Origin of the sequence: Pseudomonas saliphila (assembly GCF_008638345.1) — a bacterium.
Lineage (GTDB): Bacteria > Pseudomonadota > Gammaproteobacteria > Pseudomonadales > Pseudomonadaceae > Halopseudomonas > Halopseudomonas saliphila.
Genome location: NZ_VTVA01000004.1, coordinates 132,757 through 148,647 on the forward strand (window position 1 = coordinate 132,757; position 15,891 = coordinate 148,647).

The window sequence follows — 15,891 nt, forward strand, 5'->3', positions numbered from 1 at the left end:
CCGCCAGGGTATCTGGCGGGGATTTTTGTTATCCGACTAGCAGATTATCAACGGCCGGAGCGACGAGCTGCCTCCGGGCCGAAGTCACGTGCCGAGATGTCTCCACGATTGAGGATGTAACCGTTCGGCTGCTCATTGATCAGGTTGAAGGCAAGATAACTCTTGGCCATCAGATCATGATAGAAACCGACGCCGGCCTGCCAGGTGTTGGCTTCATAGGCATAAAAGTAATTCACCATTGACGTGCGCCATAGGCCGCCACGGCTATCGTAGTTATCGCCCATGACCATCAACCAGCTGTCCTCGTCGATGTACATGGTGCGCTTGCCGTACAGGTGACGGTAGCCATCCTTCAGGTTGCCTTCCAATACCCAGACACGGCGCATTTCATAACGCATGTGATCCGGATTGGCATGGTTACCTGGCAGCAGTTCGGCATAGCTGATGTCTGGCGAATGCAGACGATAAGCGTTAGACGGCACATACATTTCCTGCTTACCGACTATCTCCCAGTTGTAACGCTTTCCTGAGCCATTGAAGATGCGCACCTCATCCACAGTGATCGAACCACCACTGCCTGGAAACTGCATATCGAAGCCGTATTCTGGCGATTGACGCACGCGACGGGTGCCAGGATCGTACCGCCAGCTCTGACGAGGTTCAGTCGCGTGATTGAAGTACTCGACGCCTGTGTTGACCTCTCCCCGATCACGCTGCGGTAATAAGGTTTCATTCAGATAATAGGACGAGGCACCTTCAGTCTTGCCCTGCTTGCCCGGCTCCAGCGGGGGAGCAAGGTTGCGCGAGGCAACACGACCCCAGTTGATGCGATCTTGACCCACCACATAGGCATTATCCGATACCAGCTCTTCGGTCCAGGGACGATAGGTGCCGAAGGATGATGACCACAACAGCTCCAGGCCAGTCTTGGGGAACGGAAACAGAATCCCGCCGGTGGTGGCCACTACGCCCTCGCCGTCATCTACCAGCTCGGCACTTTTGGCATTTGCCAATGTCGCCTCGCACACGGAATCAGGCATGCGGAAGTTGCGACGCGACGGATAAATCGGCATCTCGAACGTATCCGGGTAGGCCTCGAACAGCGCCTTCTGACCAGCAGACAGTCGATCCGCGTGTTCGCTCAGGTTCGCCGCAGTGATCACGAACAGCGGCTTGTCCTCCGGATAGGGGTCAACCGGATGGTTTCCAGTACCCTTGAAGTCCACGTGCTCCGGAGCTCCCAGCCACTTGCCAGTCCATTCGGCGAGGCTGCCATCGGCATTACCAGCCTTCTCTGCGCCGACACAGGTCAAGTCCTTGCCTAACCGCGCAATTTCATCAGAGGTGCCCACAGCGTGCGCCATGCCAGTCACTGCCATCTGGGAGACCAGTATAGCCAGGCATAGAGGTTTGATGGAATTCATGACTCCACTCCTTATTAGAATGTGTATTTGGCGTTGAGTGACAGATAATCGCGATCAGCCATGGTGCGGCCCTTTGCTATATCGGATGAGGACAGATAGTTGACCCATGTCGCGCCCAGCTCGAAGTTGCCCATATAAGCCATCGATGCGCCCAGCGTCAGTCGGTGCTCGTCACGACCGAAACCCTGACCGCCACTGCCGTCGAGGTTCTGCATCCAGGTAGCGTTGGTGCTGAGGTCCCAGCCGCGGAACACGCTCGGATAATCCAGGACTGCACCGAGACCAAGCATGGTATTGGAGCGGGTCTGGCCGTCATATTCGTAGTCATCGAAGGCACCGTCGAAACCTGGGCCACCGCCGGTGACATGCAAGGTATCCACGCCCTGAATACGCTCATTGATCAGCTCACCCAGGAAGGTGGTCTGCGAAGCCAGGACCGACGGACCAAGAATGTAGACGGCGTTAAGATTGGTCATCAACCGATCGCCGGTCGTCGGCGCACCATTGGATAGCACCACAGGCGCATTCTGGCGCAGGCTCATGTCGGCGCCGATCTGTACACCCCCTATCTTGGAGGTCAGACTCACACCGGTCAGCTTGATATCCTCGAAATAACCGAACTTCAGACTGGGAACACCAGGGCCGAACCCGAGCCCGTCGATACTATTAAGCGAGGAAAAACGCGTCGCGCCGCTGAAATCGAGGAACATCGAGGCAACCCGATCATGGTAACGGTAGTGATACAGACCGACCTCAGTGTTGAAATCGATGTTGTATCGCACCCCGAGTCCCCACTGCCCTGAATCGCGCGGCTTCACTTCCCCGGCAGTTGTAGCCGCGGTAAAGGTACGATCTGGGAGTGTACTGATCACCCCCGGATTAAGCCGGAAGAACTGCGAGCCGGGGCCGAAGAAATCCGTACCGTTGAAGAAGTCGCCGACCGGATTAAGCTGCGTTTCCTCCCATTCGTACTGATAAAAGCCAGTGAACGCCAGATGCTGATTGAGCGACCAGGTGAAGGAGATCTGCCCCACTGGCAGATAAGCGTCCTTGGCCTCGGTACCGGGGACGTTGAACTTGGTGGCATCCACCGGCGCCTGGCCCTGGCTGATGTTCGGCCAGAATAGACTTTCACCCCAGGCGACCAGATGCCGGCCCGCATTGAGGGACAGATACTGCTGTTCGCCAATAGGAAAGTTGCCATAGACATAGGCATCCAACAGCTGGAAACGGCTACCGCTTTCATCGCGCGTCTTGTTGACAAACTGGTGCTGGTCGCCCGGGCCTGCCACTACTCTGTTTACGGTAGCTGGCGAGTCATTATCATTGTCGCTCTTGTAAACGTCGTCATAGAAATGGCTGGCGCGCAACACCGCCCCCAGGTTGTCCTTCTCTACCAGGATTTCGCCAAACAGACTGACCCGATTGTTGATCGGGGCATATCGGTCGAAATTGCGTGTACCGTCATCGTTATTGAGACTGGCCAGATAGTGGCTGTCGGGACTGCGAGTTCGAAAGGAATACGTGTAGTTCGCAGTAGCCTGGGAACTGATAGACAAACCGTTATCGAAATGGACGGTCTGGAAGGCTACGGCTGACGGGCTGGCCAAGAAAGTACCTATGGCCAGTGCTAACGGCGTCATACCAATGGCGATACGTCTGCTTGTGAGACTGGGATTATTATTCTTCACTGTCTGCTCCTGATGGTTAATCAGCACCTTGGGGCGCCTAACCAGTATCAGTGCGAGACAATTGGCCAGCATCCTCCAAACGGAGGATGCTGGTGAGAGGCGATCAGCTGACTGGGGACAACTCTCTGCCGAGGGCTAGCTTGTCGACCTTGTTTGAAGCATTCGTCGGCAGGCTCGGATAGAAGCGAACGTGGCGAGGCACTTTGTAGTTGGCCATGTTCTCGCGACTCCAGGCAATCAATCCGGCTTCATCGAGCTGGTGATTCTGGCGTAGCACCACACAGGCGCAGCCGACCTCACCCATGCGTTCATCCGGCACGCCCAGCACCGCGACCAGAGCGATGGCCGGATGCTCGCTCAGCGCCGCTTCGATCTCCGCTGGATAACAATTGAACCCTCCAACAATGAACATATCCTTCAGGCGGCCGGTGATGCGGAGATTGCCATCCTCGTCCAGGCTGCCAATGTCGCCGGTGTGCAACCAGCCGTCAGCGTCAATCGCTTCTTCGGTTGCCTCGGGATTGTTGAAATAGCCCTGCATGACGTGAAACCCACGCAAGCAGATCTCACCGTTTTCACCATCGGCCACAGGTTGATTGTCGGAGTCGATAATGCGCAGTTCAGTACCCGGAATCGGCTTACCGCTAGTGCCCGCGATGACGTCTGCCGGCGCATCAGGATCGCAAATGGTCGCCAGCCCACCGCATTCGGTCAGACCGTAAGCTGTGGTGACAACGCTGCAGCCCAGCCTGGAGCGGATACGCTCAATCAACACCGGCGGAATGGTCGATGCGCCCGTCACTGCGACCCTCAAGCTGGAAAGATCTGCCTGATCCAGCTGCGGGTGATCGAGCATCGACAGGTACAGTGTCGGCGGCCCCGGCAATATGGTGATCGCTTCGCGGGCGACGCGCTGGAACACCTGTTCTGCATCGAATACCGGTTGAGGCAGAATGGTCGCGCCGCCCAGCAGGCAGGTCAGCCATCCGGCCTTGTAGCCAAAGGAATGAAAGAACGGATTGACGATCAGGTAACGGTCGCCCGGCACCAGCCCGATGATGCGCACGTATTCATTAAATGCACGCAGACTCTGGCCATGCGCGCACATCACGCCCTTCGGCTTACCCGTGGTCCCGGATGTAAACAACAGATCCGACAGATCCTGCGCACCGATTGACAAGGCACGTTGCCGCGCCTGATCGATACTGACGCCTTCGCCAAGCCGGAAAAACTCAGCGAGCGGCAGGTCATTCGCCTGGGCGGCTTCGCCATCGAGCACAACCATGCGCTTCAGCGTGGCCGGGCGGCAATCGTCCAGCATTGCGGGGTAATCAGTACCAAGAAACCGGCCCTGAACGAACAGGTAGCTCGCCCCGCTACGATCGAGAATATCGGCCGCCTCACCGCCTTTCATGCGGGTATTGAGCGGCACCAACACCGCGCCCGCGCTCTGCAATCCAAGCGCGATCAATACCCAGTCGATACTGTTCGGTGCCCATATAGCAACGCGGTCGCCCTTCACCACGCCTTCAGCCATCAGTGCCCGGGTGACCTGCAGTACGCGATCGGGTAACTCGGCATAACTGATCTGCTGGGCAGCGTCTTCCAACGCCACGCGCTCGGTGTGAATGGCGGCTGCACGCATGACCAGCTCGGGAATAGACTGTGGCACATCGTCCGGAGTATTGAATACACAAGGCATACGGGGTTCTCGTTGTTGTTCAGTCGGGAAAGCGCAGATGTACGCGATCACTAGTAGCCACCGCCTGACACGCCAGGGTCCAGCCCTCTTCCAGCTCCTCGGCATCCAGCGCATCGTTGCGCAGCAGGTCAACATCGCCTGACACGAGGGTGCACATGCAGGACGCGCAGGAGCCGACCAGACAGGAGTGCGGTGGCTGCATACCGTCGCGCTGCATCGCCGCCAGCAAGACCTCGCCCGGCTCACAGAGGATTTCCCGCGTTTCGCCATCCAGCTCGACAGTCAGGCTGGTAGCCGATGCACCTTCATGCTCGACGATAGTTTCGTGGGTCTGCTCGCTTTCGCCGGGCAAGGAAACAAAGCGTTCGACGTGGATCGAGCGTGGCGCCAGCCCGGCCTGCTTGAGCGCTTCGACGCTGGCGTCCATGAACAGGCCCGGGCCACAGATAAAGGCCTCGGCCTGTTCGTAGCCTGCGGCCAGCGCCGCCAGCTGCGGAATCGTGGGATGGCCCTGGACACTGGCCAGCCAGTGAATGATTTGCAGCCGGCCGGGGTATTCAGTGGCCAGTTGCTGCAACAGCTCGCGAAAGATCACCGAGCGCTCGTCGCGGTTGGCGTAGATCAGCCGCACCCGGCCCTTGCCCTGACTCAGCGCCGAACGCAGGATGGAAAGCACCGGCGTGACGCCACTGCCGCCGGCCAGCAGCAGGAAATCATGGTCCAGCTGTTTGGGCACGAATACGCCCGAAGGCGGCATGACTTCCAGCCGATCACCGGGTTTGACGTTATCGCACAGCCAGTTGGAACCGCGACCGTCATCTACCCGCTTGACCGTCACACGCAAGTTTTCACGTTCGTAGGGGCTGCTCGAAAGCGAATAGCACCGCGGCAGCCAGTCGTCGGCGAAAGGAATACGCAGGGTCAGAAACTGGCCCGGACGGTATTGGAACTGCTCGGCCAGCGCTGTGGGTATGGCAAATTCGAAGGAACAGCTGTCATGGGTTTCTGCCGTAACGGCCGCCACTTCGAGAGGAATGTACGCAGATGTGCTCATGGTCAGATACTCATCACAAACTGGCCGCTATCAATACGCAGCTCGATGCCGTTTACCGCCCGCGATTCATCGGAGGCGAGATACAGGATGCCGTCCGCAACATCTGTTGGCAGACAGGCACGGTTCATAGGGTCCTTGTCGATGGTAAAGAGCATCGGATCGATGTCTTTTGGATAAGAGCCCTGGGTCATGGCCGTGAGCACGCCGTCCGGGTGTACGGAGTTGCAACGGATGCGGTATTTCTGCCGGCGACAGTGCACCGCCACGCTGCGCGTCAGCGCAGCGACTGCACCCTTGCTGGCGCCATAGGCAAGGTAGTCGTCCCGTGCGGCCAGGGCCGCTATCGAGGAGATGTTCACGATCGAGCCGCCACCACTTTCCTTCATCAGCTCGATGGCGGCTTTACAACCCAGGAACACGCTGTCGGCATTTACGCGCAGTAACTGGTGCCATTCGGCCAATGTGGCCTGCTCGATGCTGCCGGGAATCAGGATTCCTGCGTTGTTGACCAGAATATCCAAGCGCTGGTAACGCGAGCGCACCAGCTCGCCGATGGCCTGCCATTCAGCCGGATCGCTGACGTCATGCCGCACGAAGAGTGCAGCCTCGCCCAGCTCTTCAGCGATGCGCTCGCCGTCTGCAACATTCAGGTCAGTCATGATCACGCTTGCGCCTTCGGCGACAAACCGGCGAGCAGCCGCTTCGCCGATGCCGCTGGCAGCACCGGTGACAATCGCCACCTTGTTCAATAGTCGCTCAGTCATGCCCTGCTCCTTTTCTATGCCTTGGCTGCTGCATGCAACGCCGCGATGTACCCGAAGGTCATTGCCGGACCCAGCGTGCCGCCGGCACCGGGATAGGTAGTGCCCATCACCGAGGCCGAGGTATTACCGATGGCATACAGGCCGGGGATCACCTCGCCCTGCTCCTTCACTACCTGGGCGTGCTCATTGGTCAGCAGACCGCCCTTGGTACCGATGTCGCCAGCGTGCATCCGCATCGCGTAGAACGGCCCTTTGCTGACAGGCGCCAGGCACGGATTGGGCGTGACGTTGCTGTCGCCGTAGTAGCGATCAAACACGTTGCCGCCCCGTCCGAAATCCTCATCCGTGCCGCTGGCAGCAAAGCCGTTCATGCGCTGCACCGTCTGCGCCAGCCCGGAAGCATCCACCCCGATCTGGCTGGCCAGTTCGTCCAGCGTGTCGGCCTTGAAGTACAGGTTGTTCAGCCACTCCTTGCGCAGCCGACTGTCAGGCATGATCTGGCCGGGCATCAGCGGTCCCATGGCGTAGTTGAAGCGAAACTTGCTGTCGAAAATCGTCCAGCAGGGAATGCTCTTGCCAGCGGTTTTCTCATTGTCCTGATACATGGCGTCGACAAACTCGAGATAGGGCGCCGCTTCGTTGACGAAACGGCGACCCTCGCCATTGACCACGATAGCGCCGGGGAAAGCGCGCTCAGCGAACACGCCGCGGGCCCGGTCTTCTCCAGGTACCTGCAGACTGGGTGCCCACCAGCCCCAATCCAGCAAATCGGTCGCTGCGCCCACCGCCAGACCGGCTTCCAGGCCGGCCCCGGTGTTGAGACCAGCCGGCGTGGCACTCCATCCGACCTGGGTTGGCTGCGGCAGATACTTGTCACGCAGCGCCTGATTCTGCTCAAAACCGCCAGAGGCCAGAATCACGCCACAGCGCGCGCCGATTCGCAGACTCTCGCCATTGCGATCCACGACCACGCCGCAGACACGACCGTCTTCTTCAATCAGTTCACGAAACTCGGTGTTCAGCCACACAGGCACTTGCCGATCCAGCAGCGAGGCCCGCAAGCTGGCGACCAGTGCGTTGCCCAGCGCCGAGCGACGATCGCGCTTGCTGTTGGTTTTCTTGCGCCAATTGAAGTCGAGTTTGTAGCGCAGCATCAGCCACAGAATCATCAACCGCCAGCCACTGGACTTGGACATTGCCTTGTGCGCATGGCGCGCGGTCCAGGCAATTTTCCCCATGAGCATATTGCCAGGCGCGGCTTCGCGCAGGGCCGGCAGCTGGTCACCCAGCAGGCTCAGATCAAACAGCTCCGGGTCCAGCGTACGACCGCCGGCCAGCGAGCCGGGCAGATGTGGGTAGTAATCCGGGTATTTATCGGCCACCGCATAGCGGACCCGCGTACGTTTTTCCAGCCAGGCGATCATTTCCGGCGCCTTGACGAGATAAGCACGCAGGCGCGTGTCATCGACCCGGTCCCCCACCGCTGCCTTGAGGTAGGTCCAGGCCAGCTCTTCGCTGTCCTTGCCACCCAGGGCCTTGAAGTGATGATTATTCGGAATCCAGATGCCGCCGCCCGACAACGCGGATGTCCCGCCGTACTGTGCGTCTTTCTCCACTACCAGGACCTTCAGGCCCTGATCCGCAGCGGTCACGGCTGCGGTCATTGCGCCAGCCCCGGAACCTACGACAACGAGGTCGTATTCACCGGCAGTTTCGTTATTGTTTTTCATGCTCAGACTCTTTTAGTGAAGCAGGTACTGGCCGCCGGTAGCCGGCGGCCGCGTATCACACGTAAGGATCAGCGTTGGGCAAGCCCAGCAGCACTACGCCGTGGGCGCGGCTGTACGCAGCAACGTTGTTGGAAATATGTCCCCGTGCCTGATGGATATCGCGGAACACGCGAGCGACATGGTTACTGCTGTACAGACCTGATGCCGCCATGCAACGCAGCAACTGGTTGACCTTCTCGGCGCACACGTTGGTGACATAGGCCGATTGATAGCGGTACTGCAGACGGGTCTCGACGTCGGGGAATTCACCCTTCTCGGCCAGCTGCACCAGGTTTTCGAAGTTGCGCTCAAGCACCAGCTTGAGCATATCCAGCGTCAGTTCGGCGTCGGCGACGACTTCCTGTGCCAGCGGATCCTCGGCGGTCTTGGCGCCGTGCTTGCCGATATGTCGGGCGGCGTTATCGCGGAACTCGGTTATCGCGCCTTGCAGCGCACCCAGGCAGGAGCTGGATACCGCACGACTGAACACCTGGGCAAACGGAATACCGAAGATGGGGCTGGTGTTGACCAGTCGGCCGGGGGTCGCTTCCATGCTGGTGTTGTTGGTGCGCTGCAGCCGGTGCGCCGGAACAAAGGCGTTTTCGACCACGATATCGTGGCTGCCAGTACCGCGCAGGCCCAGCACATCCCAGTTGCGCTCGATACGATAATCGCTGCGCGGCACCAGGAAAGTCCCATGCTCTACACCTTCGCCATTGGCATCCCGCGGGATGATGCCGCCCAGCAGGGACCATTTGCAGTGCTCGCTACCGCTGGAGAAGCCCCAGCGACCGCTGATGTTATAGCCGCCTTCAACGGGTGTTACCTTGGCCACCGGCATATAGGTAGAGCCGATCAGCGTGGTGATGTCCTCACCCCAGACATCTTCCTGCGCCTGCACGTCGTAGCGCGCCAACTGCCAGGGGTGTACGCCCATCACGCCGTAGATCCAGGCGGTGGACATGCACCCTTCGGCAAGGGTCATCTGGATTTCAAACAGCGCTCTGGGGTCCATCTCGAAGCCGCCGAACTTCTTCGGTTGCATGACCCGGAAGAACCCGGCTTCCTGCATGTCGGCGATGGTTTCGTCAGGGATCTTCTGGTCACGATCTGCCTGCGCAGCCCGTTCCTTGAGCGCCGGTATCATCTGCCGCGCGCGCTGGATCATCTCGATTTCTACTTGTGTCTTCTGGCGAGTGGATGCCATGTGTGAGTCCTCCAAAGGCTCCGCTGCGACAATACGCGCGGTGACCATGATTATCGGAAGACCCGGGGCCGTGACTCATCGTCAATGCGGACTAGGAATGCTCAGGCATTGCACATTGCAGGTGCCAGGCCGCGGAGGACAGATATAAAAGCGGGCCGGAGACAGAGCAACTCTGTCACCGACCCGCATCCAACGCAGGGAGTTTAACCGTGGACTATGAAGCGCTCCGACAGCTGATGAAGCTCCGCCGCAAGCTTTTCCAGCTGGGCGGCGGCGGTTGCTCCGCTTATGGCGTTGTCAGACATGTCCTGCACACCGCCAGAGACACCCTCGACCTCCCGTGCAATCTCTCGGGTGGCACCCGCCTGCGCATCGAGTAGCTGACTGATCTCGTTGACCGCGCGTATGACCTCGGCGCTTCCTTCGCGGATGATGCTGATCGAATCACTGGCCTGCCCGGCAAGCGCCACGCCCTTCTGAACTTTGCCCACCGCATGTTCCATACCTTGCGCTACCTCGCGCGTGCCCTTCTGGATTTGCAGAATGGTGTCGGAAATTTCCAACGTTGACTTCGAGGTGCGCTCGGCCAGTTGACGTACCTCGCCCGCCACGACCGCGAAGCCGCGGCCCATCTCTCCGGCGCGCGCTGCCTCAATCGCAGCATTGAGCGACAGCAGATTGGTCTGCTCCGCCACATCGTTAATGACCTGAATGACGCCGCCGATCTGGCGAGAAAAAGATTCCAGACGCTGCATTTGTTCTGCGGTGCCAGTCACCGACGATGCTATGTCCTGCATTTCACGCGTCATGCTATGGATAAAGGCTTCGCTGTCATTGGAGCGCAGTGCAGCTTCCTCAGTGACACGCCGGGTCGAGCCGGCATGGCTGCCTACTTCGTCGATCGAGACGGACAGCTCTTCAACCGCAGCGGATATGCTCGATATTGCCGATGCCTGAGATTGTGCCAGCACCGAGGACTCCTGAGCAGGCGCCGCGAGTGTCACTGATGAACGCCCCAGCACAGCAACCTGCTCACCGATCCGACTGATCAGTTGGCGCAGACTCTCGCGCATCTGATTGATATCGCCAAGCAGTTGGGCGATTTCATCACGTCCGCGCGCAGGTACTTCGTGTGTCAGATCACCCGAGGCGATTGCCCGGGCACTGTCGGATACCGCAGCAAACCCTCGCCGCAATCGCGTCAGCGCCGACAACCCGGTGACAGTCCCTGCCACCAGACCGAACAGGGCCAGGCCGATATAAATGACCAGAGTCTGCTCATAGCGCTGTTCTGCCTGGGCATAGATATCGGCGGTTTTCTGCTCCTGGTACAAGCGCAATTCTGACAGCGCGGCACTGCTCAGTTCGCCTGCTACCGCGCCGACCTTGAGAAACATCCGCAGCCCACCAGAGCTGAAGTCCTCGATATCCAGCAACGCCAGCATGCTGTCCAGATCTTCCCGCCAGAACTCGAAATGTTCCTCAAAGGTCGCTGCCAGCGATTGCTCATGGGGGTCCAGATCCGCCCCTTTCAGGTTCGCCCAACGCCTCACAATGTGCTGGTCGTTTTCACGTATCAGGCTCACGTAGGTCGTGAGTGGCTGATCATGGGCAGACAGCAGTTTGCCTTCGGGATCAAACTGGAACGCCAGCAATACCAGCCGCCTGTTCGCTTCCAGCAGCCGTTCAATTTCACTGGTCTGGCGCATCGCCGCCAGATGCTCGTCATGCACTTCACGCAAACTATTGCGCGCAGTCTCCAACCCGTACCAGCCAAGGCCGACCGCACTATAGAAAAGGAAGCTCGAGAGTAGCGCCCATAACATCAACCGGCGGGCGATGGTCATTGCTGGTAGGAATCGTGACATGCAAATCCGTCCTGGATAATTGCCTGGATAGGCGGCTCAGGGCCTGTTTTAGGCAGATGAAAGCTGAACTACCAGACCGCACTTCAGGGTCTGGCAGCGCCGACAGGGTTGCCGTTTCTACAAAGGCTTCAGCGGGTGATTTGCGCCTTTATCACCGCGGGAAACTGATCATGGTACGGAGGCAGCATGCCCCACTCACCGCGCGGATCGACCGGCGCACCCTTGAACACGGTTCGTGCGTGGCTGAATTCAACAAACCCTTCGCGGCCGTGGTAATGGCCCATACCCGAGGCGCCGACACCGCCGAAGGGCGCGTCCTCCATGGCGGCATGCATGAGCGCATCGTTGATGGTCACGCCACCGGACAACGTATGGTTCAGCACGTAATCCTGCTCACGCTGATCATTGCCGAAGTAATAGAGCGCCAATGGCCGAGCCCCCTGATTGATCTCGTCCACCACCTGCTCGATCTTGCTGTAGGTGAGCAGTATCAGCGCCGGACCGAACAGCTCCTCCTGCATGATGCGGCTGTTCAGCGGAGGGTTGACCACGATACTCAGCGGACGCTGACGGCTGCCTGCGACGACTTCCACATCGGGGCAGCGGATGATTTCTGCGCCCTGCTCCTGCGCGTCGTCGAGATATTCATCGATACGGCGCATGTGCCGGTCATTGACCACCGCGACCAGATCGGGATTACCCGCTGCCGTGGGGTACAGCGCGCTGTAGCTAGCGGTAAACGCGGCGATGAAAGCGTCACGCTGCGCGACCGGAACGTACAGCGTATCGGGTGAGATGCAGATCTGCCCGCCGTTGGTCCCCTTGGCAATCGCCAGCCGCCTGGCGGCTTCGGCGATATCGGCACTGGCGCCGACGATCGCTGGCGATTTGCCGCCCAGCTCCAGCGTCACCGGCACCAGATTTTCCGCTGCCCGGCGCATGATGTCGCGACCCACCGGCGTACTGCCGGTGAACACCAGATGATCAAAGGGCTGGCTGGCAAACGCCTGTCCGACCTCCACTCCGCCGGTAATCACAGCCAGCTCCAGCGGATCGAAACGTTCGCCAATGCTGGCAGCCAGCACCTCGGCGGTGTGCGGCGTGACTTCGGAGGGTTTCAGAACGGCGCGGTTACCCGCTGCAAACACCGATGCCAGCGGACTGAACAAGGTAAACAGTGGCGCATTCCAGGTACCCATGATGCCAACGCTGCCCTTGGGCTGGTATTGCACCCAGGCCTCGGCGCCGAGTTGGTCATAGGGAGAAAATACCGCGCGTGGCTCGCGTGGCATCCAGCTCTCGAGATGATCACGCGCGTGCTTGAGCGAACCGAGCGAGCCGAGCACATCATTCATCAGACCATAGCCCTGATGACGCTGCCCGAAATCGGCCTCCATCGCTTCTGCAAGAGCCTGATGATTATCCACCAACAGATCGATTACCGCCTGAATGCGGCTTCGGCGCGTGTCAGCGGATACCTGTAAATCAGCACTGGATGCCTTGCGCTGCGCCGCGAGTACGTCACTCAATTGCTGCACTGACTGAAGATTTGCGCTCATCTGGTCTCCTTGCCCTAAGGGGTCTTGTTCTTTTAAGTGCCGCGACGAGGCGGCAACGGACCCTGGTTGCGGGTCTGATTCTGTGAGTGTCGGTCACGGTAAACCCGCGCCCAGGGGCGAACCACCTCCATTTGGACGAGAACCATTAACGGGGCGTCGTTAGTCCATGCAGACGATGACCAGGCGCTATTGCGAGCTGAATACTGCGGACACGATAGACACACATAATGCGAGGCAGAATATGACTGCTCCAGCCGGATTCAATCCCAAGGCGTTCCGCGATGCGCTAAGCACCTTCACTACCGGGGTGACTATTATTACCACGCGCAACGCCGATGGCGAGCCTGTGGGTATCACCGCCAACAGTTTCAACTCGGTTTCCCTGAACCCCCCGCTTGTACTCTGGAGCCTGGCCAAGTCAGCTTACAGCCTCGAGGCCTTCACCGAAAACAAGCACTGGAACGTGCATGTTCTTTCCGTGGAGCAGGAAGCGCTGTCAGGGCGCTTTGCTTCGCGCGGCGAGGACAAGTTCAGCGGACTGGCGCTCGATGACGGCATCAATGACGTGCCGCTCCTGCCAACCTGCACAGCGCGCTTCCAGTGCCGCACCTCCTTCATGTACGAAGGCGGCGATCACATCATCTTTGTCGGAGAAGTACTTGGCTTCGACAAGAGCGAACTGCCGCCATTGGCATTCCAGAGCGGATTGTACGCCCTCGCTGCCCGCAAACCCCGCGAAGGGGTGCGCCTGTCTGCCGAAGACCCGCTCGAATGCAGTTATACCGAGGACCTGCTCGGCTACCTGGCCGGCCGCGCGCACTATCAACTGGTGGCTGCGCTGCACACCCTGCTGAAAAGCCACAAGCTGGACGAGCACGCGTTCTTTGTGCTGTCGGTACTCAGCATCAAGGACAAACTGACGCTGGAGGAGATTAACCGCTTCGTCTCCTACACCGGACGCGAGGCCAATCTGTCGCTCCTGGCATTCCTGGAAAAGCAGGGCTACATCGTCGCGGAACAGATCAACGGGCAGCGCCGCTTCATCCTCACTGCCGAAGGGCGGGAAATATCCCTGGAGCAGATCGCCCTGGCCAAGGCTGTCGAGGAAGAAGTCACCGAGAAGCTCGGGCCCGGTGATGCCCAGGCTTTGAAAATTCTGCTCAAGCGCCTGATCAAGGCTACCGACCCAGGGGTTCCTGATCTGTGGTCCGCATCCGACCAGTCCGTCGACCTCTAGCGTCTAGAACAACCAAGGAGTCACGATGAGTTTGCTCGATCGGTTCACCCTGCAAGACCGTGTTGCCATCATCTCTGGTGGCAGCAAAGGAATCGGCGCGGCCATTGCCAGCGCCTATGCCGACGCTGGCGCAAAGGTGGTCTGCGCCGCACGGACCCAGGCGGACGTGGACGCCGTTGCCGAACAGATCCGACAGCGTGGCGGCGAGGCCATCGGCGTTGCCTGCGATGTCACCGACGCCTCGCAGCGCGAAGCACTGGTCGCTGCGGCGCTGGAAGCCTTCGGCAAGGTCACGCATCTGGTAAACAACGCTGGCGGCGGCGGGCCGAACAGCCCCTTGAAGTTGAGCTGGGAAGAATTCGACCGCTCCATGCACTTCAATGTCACCTCGGCCTACCACCTGACTCAGCTCTGCGCGCCGCATATGTTCAAAGCGGACCAGGGCAATATCCTCAATATCACCTCCGGTGCGGCCCGCTACATTCAGCGTGGATTCAGCCGCTATGCCTCGGCCAAGGCGGCATTGACCCAGTTGACCCGCATGCTGGCGCAGGATTTTGCACCGGTTATTCGCGTGAATGCCATCGCCCCCGGCCCGATCCAGACAGATGCCCTGAACGGCGTCATGACCGATGAGATTCGCCAGATCATGGAGCAGAACACCCCCATGAAATGCCTCGGCGACGTGGAGGATATAGCCCTCGCCGCCCTGTATCTGGCGACGCCCGCGTCCAAGTGGGTGACCGGCAAGATCATCGAAGTCGACGGCGGCGCTGAAAGCAGCGTTTTCCCCAACTGAGGAGTTACCCGTGATGGACCCATCATTGATTACCGCGCTCGGCGATGAGCTCTTCAACGCACTGAACACGCGCTCCACCCTGACACCGCTCACCGAGCGGCATGCTGACATCAGCATCGACGATGCCTACCGCATTTCCCTGCAGTTTCTGCAGCGCCGCGAAGCGCTCGGCGAGCGCGTGATCGGCAAGAAAATCGGCGTTACCAGCAAGGCGGTTCAGGACATGCTCAACGTCCATCAACCGGACTTCGGTTTTCTGACCAATCGCATGCAGGTGGCCAGCGGTACGGACGTCAGCATCCAAGAGCACCGGTTGATACAGCCGCGCGCCGAGGGCGAGATCGCCTTTATCCTCGCTCAGGATCTGAATGGCCCGGGTATCACCGCCAGCGATGTGCTGGCCGCTACCGAATCGGTTGCCTGCTGCTTCGAGATTGTCGACTCACGCATTCATGACTGGAAAATCCGCATCGAGGACACCGTTGCCGACAATGCGTCCTGCGGTGTGTTTGCGCTGGGCGAGCAACTGGTTGATCCGCGCACGCTGGATCTGGCTGCCGCTGAACTGACCATGTGGAAAAACGGCGAACCTGCCGGCAGCGGATTCGGCTCAGCAGTTCAGGGGCATCCCTGCGAAGCGGTCGCCTGGCTGGCCAATACCCTGGGCAAACTGGGTATTCCGTTTCGCAAGGGCGAAATCATTCTTTCGGGTGCTCTGGCGCCGCTGGTGCCCGTCGGGCCCGGCGATCGCATCGAGATGACCATCAGCGGCCTGGGTTCTGCCAGCCTGCGTTTCACTGCTTAAGCCGACATCGGA

General features: G+C 59.6%; 11 protein-coding genes and 1 pseudogene. 3 read left to right on the forward strand and 9 right to left on the reverse strand.

The features are described 5' to 3' along the window. Window positions 1–47 precede the first annotated feature (47 nt). From FHK95_RS06170 to FHK95_RS06210, 9 genes and pseudogenes are all read right to left on the reverse strand, one after another. Window positions 48–1,379, reverse strand: coding sequence for a DUF1329 domain-containing protein (locus FHK95_RS06170; RefSeq protein ID WP_235906729.1), 1,332 nt, complete (start codon window positions 1,377–1,379; stop codon window positions 48–50). Between the two features lie 59 nt (window positions 1,380–1,438). Next, window positions 1,439–3,115: a DUF1302 domain-containing protein gene (locus FHK95_RS06175; RefSeq protein ID WP_328592925.1), complete on the reverse strand. Its 1,677-nt coding sequence runs from the start codon at window positions 3,113–3,115 to the stop codon at window positions 1,439–1,441. Window positions 3,116–3,218: 103 nt separating this feature from the next. Beyond that, window positions 3,219–4,817, reverse strand: coding sequence for a FadD3 family acyl-CoA ligase (locus FHK95_RS06180; protein ID WP_150303722.1), 1,599 nt, complete (start codon window positions 4,815–4,817; stop codon window positions 3,219–3,221). A gap of 19 nt (window positions 4,818–4,836) precedes the next feature. Next, window positions 4,837–5,871: a ferredoxin--NADP reductase gene (locus FHK95_RS06185; protein ID WP_150303723.1), complete on the reverse strand. Its 1,035-nt coding sequence runs from the start codon at window positions 5,869–5,871 to the stop codon at window positions 4,837–4,839. A 2-nt stretch (window positions 5,872–5,873) separates the two neighbouring features. Next, window positions 5,874–6,635 carry a glucose 1-dehydrogenase gene (locus FHK95_RS06190; RefSeq protein ID WP_150303724.1) on the reverse strand — a complete coding sequence of 254 codons (762 nt, stop codon included), beginning with the start codon at window positions 6,633–6,635 and terminating at the stop codon, window positions 5,874–5,876. A 14-nt stretch (window positions 6,636–6,649) separates the two neighbouring features. After that, the gene (locus tag FHK95_RS06195) at window positions 6,650–8,365 is read right to left on the reverse strand and encodes an FAD-binding protein (protein WP_150303725.1); all 1,716 of its coding nucleotides are present in this window, start codon (window positions 8,363–8,365) and stop codon (window positions 6,650–6,652) included. Between the two features lie 55 nt (window positions 8,366–8,420). Further along, window positions 8,421–9,611, reverse strand: a complete 1,191-nt coding sequence (locus FHK95_RS06200; protein WP_150303726.1) for an acyl-CoA dehydrogenase family protein — start codon at window positions 9,609–9,611, stop codon at window positions 8,421–8,423. A gap of 203 nt (window positions 9,612–9,814) precedes the next feature. Beyond that, complete coding sequence (locus FHK95_RS06205; RefSeq protein WP_150303727.1) at window positions 9,815–11,479, reverse strand: methyl-accepting chemotaxis protein; 1,665 nt, start codon at window positions 11,477–11,479, stop codon at window positions 9,815–9,817. A gap of 128 nt (window positions 11,480–11,607) precedes the next feature. Beyond that, window positions 11,608–13,068, reverse strand: a pseudogene (locus FHK95_RS06210) (coniferyl aldehyde dehydrogenase); the annotation flags it as partial. Between the two features lie 211 nt (window positions 13,069–13,279). On the opposite strand from FHK95_RS06210, the gene FHK95_RS06215 reads away from it, so the two are divergent. Genes FHK95_RS06215 through FHK95_RS06225 form a run of 3 tightly spaced genes read left to right on the forward strand, consistent with a single transcriptional unit; the run spans window position 13,280 to window position 15,879 of the window. Then, window positions 13,280–14,275 (forward strand): flavin reductase, encoded by a 996-nt coding sequence (locus FHK95_RS06215; protein ID WP_150303729.1) that lies wholly within the window; start codon window positions 13,280–13,282, stop codon window positions 14,273–14,275. A gap of 25 nt (window positions 14,276–14,300) precedes the next feature. Next, window positions 14,301–15,074, forward strand: a complete 774-nt coding sequence (locus FHK95_RS06220; protein WP_150303730.1) for a glucose 1-dehydrogenase — start codon at window positions 14,301–14,303, stop codon at window positions 15,072–15,074. Between the two features lie 13 nt (window positions 15,075–15,087). Then, window positions 15,088–15,879 carry a fumarylacetoacetate hydrolase family protein gene (locus FHK95_RS06225; RefSeq protein ID WP_150303731.1) on the forward strand — a complete coding sequence of 264 codons (792 nt, stop codon included), beginning with the start codon at window positions 15,088–15,090 and terminating at the stop codon, window positions 15,877–15,879. The last annotated feature ends 12 nt before the right edge of the window (window positions 15,880–15,891 follow it).